The organism is Neisseria sp. P0022.S010 (genome assembly GCF_051956635.1).
Genome location: NZ_JBQCXF010000214.1, coordinates 1 through 4,906, shown reverse-complemented (window position 1 = coordinate 4,906; position 4,906 = coordinate 1). Strand labels below are relative to the sequence as shown.

Annotated in this window: 5 protein-coding genes; all 5 read left to right on the top strand. The window is 53.1% G+C overall.

Translation table 11 applies throughout. The features are described 5' to 3' along the window. Window positions 1–204: 204 nt before the first annotated feature. Window positions 205–1,647 (top strand): metalloprotease TldD, encoded by a 1,443-nt coding sequence (gene tldD / locus ACTHUT_RS13930; protein ID WP_250599462.1) that lies wholly within the window; start codon window positions 205–207, stop codon window positions 1,645–1,647. Between the two features lie 151 nt (window positions 1,648–1,798). Next, window positions 1,799–2,458 carry an amino acid ABC transporter permease gene (locus ACTHUT_RS13925; RefSeq protein WP_003680341.1) on the top strand — a complete coding sequence of 220 codons (660 nt, stop codon included), beginning with the start codon at window positions 1,799–1,801 and terminating at the stop codon, window positions 2,456–2,458. Beyond that, entirely contained in the window at window positions 2,448–3,116 is a 669-nt protein-coding gene (locus ACTHUT_RS13920; RefSeq protein ID WP_070633283.1) for an amino acid ABC transporter permease, read from the top strand. Before ACTHUT_RS13925 ends, ACTHUT_RS13920 begins: the two co-directional genes overlap by 11 nt. A gap of 1 nt (window position 3,117) precedes the next feature. Continuing rightward, window positions 3,118–3,849, top strand: a complete 732-nt coding sequence (locus ACTHUT_RS13915; RefSeq protein WP_440418915.1) for an amino acid ABC transporter ATP-binding protein — start codon at window positions 3,118–3,120, stop codon at window positions 3,847–3,849. A 74-nt stretch (window positions 3,850–3,923) separates the two neighbouring features. Further along, window positions 3,924–4,778, top strand: a complete 855-nt coding sequence (locus ACTHUT_RS13910; RefSeq protein ID WP_250599466.1) for an amino acid ABC transporter substrate-binding protein — start codon at window positions 3,924–3,926, stop codon at window positions 4,776–4,778. Window positions 4,779–4,906 lie beyond the last annotated feature (128 nt).

Genomic DNA, 4,906 nt, shown 5'->3' with positions numbered 1-4,906 from the left:
ATCCTACGATGATTTGTTATCTTCTCTACGCGGCTGACGTTGAACTAGGGTAAGGCAAACATTTCAACCCTATATTTCAGACGGCCTTTTAATTTGTTTCAATTACTCATAAACCCAAGCAATCAACATATCCAAAGCCATATAAAATACCGTATAATCAAGGCCAAATTAACTTTGCCTGCTTGTCGGGCCGTCTGAAAAATTATGCAACAAACCTACGCCGCCGTACAGCGGGATTTGCTCGAAGCCAACCATCTTTCCCCCGATTTGCTCGCCCAAAGCCTGAGCATTATCGGCGCCAACCATGTTGATTATGCCGACATCTATTGTCAGCGCACTGCCTATGAAAGTTGGCATCTGGAAGAAGGCATTGTCAAATCGGGCAGCTTCCAAATTGATCAGGGCGTGGGCGTGCGTGCCGTTTCGGGCGATAAAACCGCTTTTGCCTACGCCGACAGCCTGTGTATCGATTCGATCAACCGCTCTGCCAAAGCCGTGCGCGTGATTGGTGCGGCCGGTGGCGAGGCCAGCGTCAAAGTGCCGACACCTGCCTACGGCAAGCCTGTCCATATGGCGATTGACCCTATTGCCAGCCTCGATTCCGCTGCCAAAGTCGCGCTGTTGAACAAAGTCGAAACGCTGGCCAAAGCCACCGATCCGCGTATCGTGCAAGTGATGGCCGGTTTGACCTGCGAATACGACATGGTGTACATCGCCCGTCTGGACGGTAAACACGCTGCCGACATCCGCCCGATGGTACGCATGAACGTAACCGTCATTGCCAAGCAGGGCGAGCGTCGCGAGCAGGGCAGTGCGGGTGGTGGCGGGCGTTATGATTTGGCGTATTTCGATGAAAACTTGGTGCATCGGTTTGTCGATTCTGCCGTCAAACAAGCCCTGACCAATCTTGAATCCCGTCCTGCGCCTGCCGGCGAGATGACTGTTGTTTTGGGCAACGGCTGGCCGGGCGTGTTGTTGCACGAAGCGGTCGGACATGGTTTGGAAGGCGATTTTAACCGCAAAGAAACCAGCGTTTTCTCCGGCCGAATCGGCGAGCGCGTGGCCGCCAAAGGCGTGACCGTTGTGGACCAAGGCGATATTGCCGACAGACGCGGTTCGCTCAATATCGACGACGAAGGCAATGAAACCCGCCGCACGGTATTGATCGAAGACGGTATTTTGGTCGGCTATATGCAGGACGAAACCAACGCCCGCCTGATGGGTACGCAATCGACCGGCAACGGCCGCCGCGAAAGTTACGCTTCTGCGCCTATGCCGCGCATGACCAATACCTTTATGGAAAACGGCGGCTATGAGCCGGAAGAAATCATCGCGTCCATCGATAAGGGCATTTACGCCGTCAATTTCGGCGGCGGACAAGTGGACATTACCAGCGGCAAGTTCGTATTCAGCGCATCCGAAGCGTGGTGGGTCGAAGGCGGCAGGCTGCAATATCCTGTCAAAGGCGCGACCATCATCGGCAACGGCCCCGAAGTGCTGAAACATGTTTCGATGATAGGCAACGATACCGCGTTGGACAGCGGTGTCGGCGTGTGCGGCAAAGAAGGGCAGAGCGTCCCCGTCGGCGTGGGGCAGCCGACTTTGCGTATCGATGCCGGGCTGACCGTCGGCGGCAGCGCAATCTGACGCGGAATTCAGTACGATGCCGTCTGAAAGTTTTTTCAGACGGCATCGCCTTATTCTTTTTTATGATGTTTGATATTCCCAAGAATTCTTTAACATTATCTTACAAGTTCATTAAAATACCGCCTTTCGTTAAGCTGATTGTCTGATTCTGATGAACTGGCCTTATCTGATCGATGCCATACCCAAATTCGCCGATGCGGCAAAGCTGACGCTGGAATTGTCCGTTTACGGCGTTGTTTTGTCGTTGCTGTTCGGCCTGCCCGTCGCCGTGGTAACGGCATACCGCATCCGCCCTTTCTACGCATTGGCACGCGCCTATATCGAACTGTCGCGTAATACGCCCCTGTTGATCCAGTTGTTTTTCCTGTATTACGGCCTGCCGAAAATGGGCATCAAATGGGACGGTTTCACCTGCGGCGTGATCGCGCTGGTTTTCTTGGGCGCAAGCTATATGGCGGAAGCCGTCCGCGCCGGTATTTTGGCAGTGCCAAAAGGGCAGGTCGAGGCGGGCAAAGCCGTTGGTTTGAGCCGATTTCAAGTGTTCCGCTATGTCGAATTGCCGCAGGCTTGGGCGGTCGCTTTTCCGGCTGTTGCCGCTAATATATTGTTTTTAATGAAAGAAACATCCGTTATTAGCGCGGTCGGTATTGCAGAATTGTTGTTTGTTACCAAAGATGTGATTGGTATGGACTATAAAACCAACGAGGCATTGTTCCTGCTGTTTGCCGCTTATCTGATTATCCTGCTGCCTGTTTCTTTGTTGGTGCGGCGATTGGAAAACCGCATACGGAGGGCGAAATATGGCGTTTGACTGGCTTTTTGAAGGAAAAAATGCGGCACGTTTGGGCGAAGGCCTGCTCTTAACAGCACAAATTTCTTTAATCTCTGTTGCGGCTTCTTGCGTATTGGGGACGTTGTTCGGCCTGGTTTTGCGTTCGCGCAACCGGCTTGTCCGCCTTATCGGACGGTTTTATCTCGAAACCATCCGCATCGTGCCGATTTTGGTGTGGCTGTTCGGCCTGTATTTCGGTTTGTCCGTGTGGACGGGCATACACATCGGCGGATTTTGGGTTTGCGTTTGGGTTTTTACGCTTTGGGGCATCGCCGAAATGGGCGATTTGGTGCGCGGCGCATTGGAATCGATTGAAAAACATCAAGTCGAATCGGGCTTGGCACTGGGTTTGAGCCGTCGTCAAGTGTTCCGCTACATCGAATTGCCGCAAAGTGTCCGCCGTGCTTTGCCGGGGACGGTTAATTTGTTTACGCGAATGATTAAAACCAGTTCGCTCGCCTCGCTTATCGGCGTGATTGAAGTGGTCAAAGTGGGGCAACAAATTATTGAAAACTCTCTGCTGACGCAGCCCAATGCCTCATTTTGGGTTTATGGCCTGATTTTTATGCTGTATTTTTTATGCTGTTGGCCGCTGTCGCTGTTGGCGGCAAAGCTGGAACAAAAATGGGAACACTGATATGGCTTTATTGAGTATCCGCAAGCTGCACAAACAATACGGCAGCGTAACCGCCATTCAATCCTTAGATTTGGACTTGGAAAAAGGCGAAGTGATTGTGTTATTGGGTCCGTCCGGCTGCGGCAAATCCACCCTCCTGCGCTGCGTCAACGGTTTGGAGCCGCACCAAGGCGGCAGCATCGTGATGGACGGTGTTGGCGAATTCGGTAAAGACGTTTCCTGGCAAACCGCCCGGCAAAAAGTCGGCATAGTCTTTCAAAGCTATGAATTGTTTGCCCATATGACCGTCATCGAAAACATCCTCTTAGGCCCGGTAAAAGTACAAAACCGCAACCGCGCCGAAGCGGAAGCACAAGCCGACAAACTGTTGGAACGCGTCGGCCTGCTCGACCGCAAAAACGCCTACCCGCGCGAACTCTCCGGCGGCCAGAAACAACGCATCGCCATTGTCCGCGCCCTGTGCCTGAATCCGGAAGTCATCCTGCTGGACGAAATCACCGCCGCACTCGACCCCGAAATGGTGCGCGAAGTCTTGGAAGTGGTTTTAGAACTCGCCCATGAAGGCATGAGCATGCTCATCGTAACCCATGAAATGGGGTTTGCCCGCAAAGTTGCCGATCGCATCGTCTTCATGGACAAAGGCGGCATCGTCGAATCGTCCGATCCCGAAACCTTCTTTTCCGCACCCAAAAGCGAGCGTGCCCGCCAATTTCTGGCAGGTATGGACTACTGATTTACCGTAAACCGTCCGCTCCCCCTTTCAGACGGCATTCTATCCCAAGCAAACATTCAAAAAGGAGATTCCCAATGAAACTGAACGCAAAATTCAAAGCGCTACTCGCTTCCGCCGCCATCGCCATCGGTCTGACCGCCTGCGGAGGCGGCTCCGGCGACACCCAATCTTCACAAAGCAGCGGCGCGGCAACCGTTGCCGCCATCAAGGAAAAAGGCGTGATCCGCATCGGCGTATTCGGCGACAAGCCCCCGTTCGGCTATGTTGACGCAAACGGCAAAAACCAAGGCTTTGACGTTGAAATCGCCAAAGACCTGGCCAAAGACCTGCTCGGCAGCCCAGACAAAGTCGAGTTCGTCCTGACCGAGGCTGCAAACCGCGTTGAATACGTCCGTTCCGGCAAAGTCGACCTCATCCTGGCCAACTTCACCAAAACCCCCGAACGCGCCGAAGCTGTCGATTTTGCCGACCCCTACATGAAAGTGGCGTTGGGCGTGGTTTCCCCCAAAGACAAACCGATTACCGACGTGGCGCAACTGAAAGACCAAACCCTGCTGGTCAACAAAGGCACCACCGCCGACGCCTTCTTCACCAAAAGCCATCCCGAAGTCAAACTGCTGAAATTCGACCAAAACACCGAAACCTTCGACGCGCTGAAAGACGGACGCGGCGCGGCACTTGCCCACGACAACGCCCTGCTGTGGGCGTGGGCGAAAGAAAACCCGGATTTTGAAGTCGCCATCGGTAATTTAGGCCCTGCCGAATTTATCGCACCCGCCGTCCAAAAAGGCAACGCCGATCTCTTGAACTGGGTCAACGGCGAAATCGCCGCCATGAAAAAAGACGGCCGTCTGAAAGCCGCCTATGAAAAAACCCTGTTGCCCGTGTATGGCGAAAAAGTCAAACCGGAAGCATTGTTGGCCGAATAAGTTTGTTTGACAAGAAAATCCGTATCCGCATTTGAAGGCGGATGCGGATTTTTTTCAGCCGCCGCAAATATCGCAAATTCAAAGTAAAATCAACTATATCATTGTTTTTTATTTATTCCGTTATTGCC

What these genes read in the sequence shown, in the direction of transcription:
- tldD (WP_250599462.1), top strand. Translation starts at nt 205, where the DNA reads ATGCAACAAACCTACGCCGCCGTACAGCGGGATTTGCTCGAAGCCAAC.
- ACTHUT_RS13925 (WP_003680341.1), top strand. Translation starts at nt 1,799, where the DNA reads ATGAACTGGCCTTATCTGATCGATGCCATACCCAAATTCGCCGATGCG.
- ACTHUT_RS13920 (WP_070633283.1), top strand. Translation starts at nt 2,448, where the DNA reads ATGGCGTTTGACTGGCTTTTTGAAGGAAAAAATGCGGCACGTTTGGGC.
- ACTHUT_RS13915 (WP_440418915.1), top strand. Translation starts at nt 3,118, where the DNA reads ATGGCTTTATTGAGTATCCGCAAGCTGCACAAACAATACGGCAGCGTA.
- ACTHUT_RS13910 (WP_250599466.1), top strand. Translation starts at nt 3,924, where the DNA reads ATGAAACTGAACGCAAAATTCAAAGCGCTACTCGCTTCCGCCGCCATC.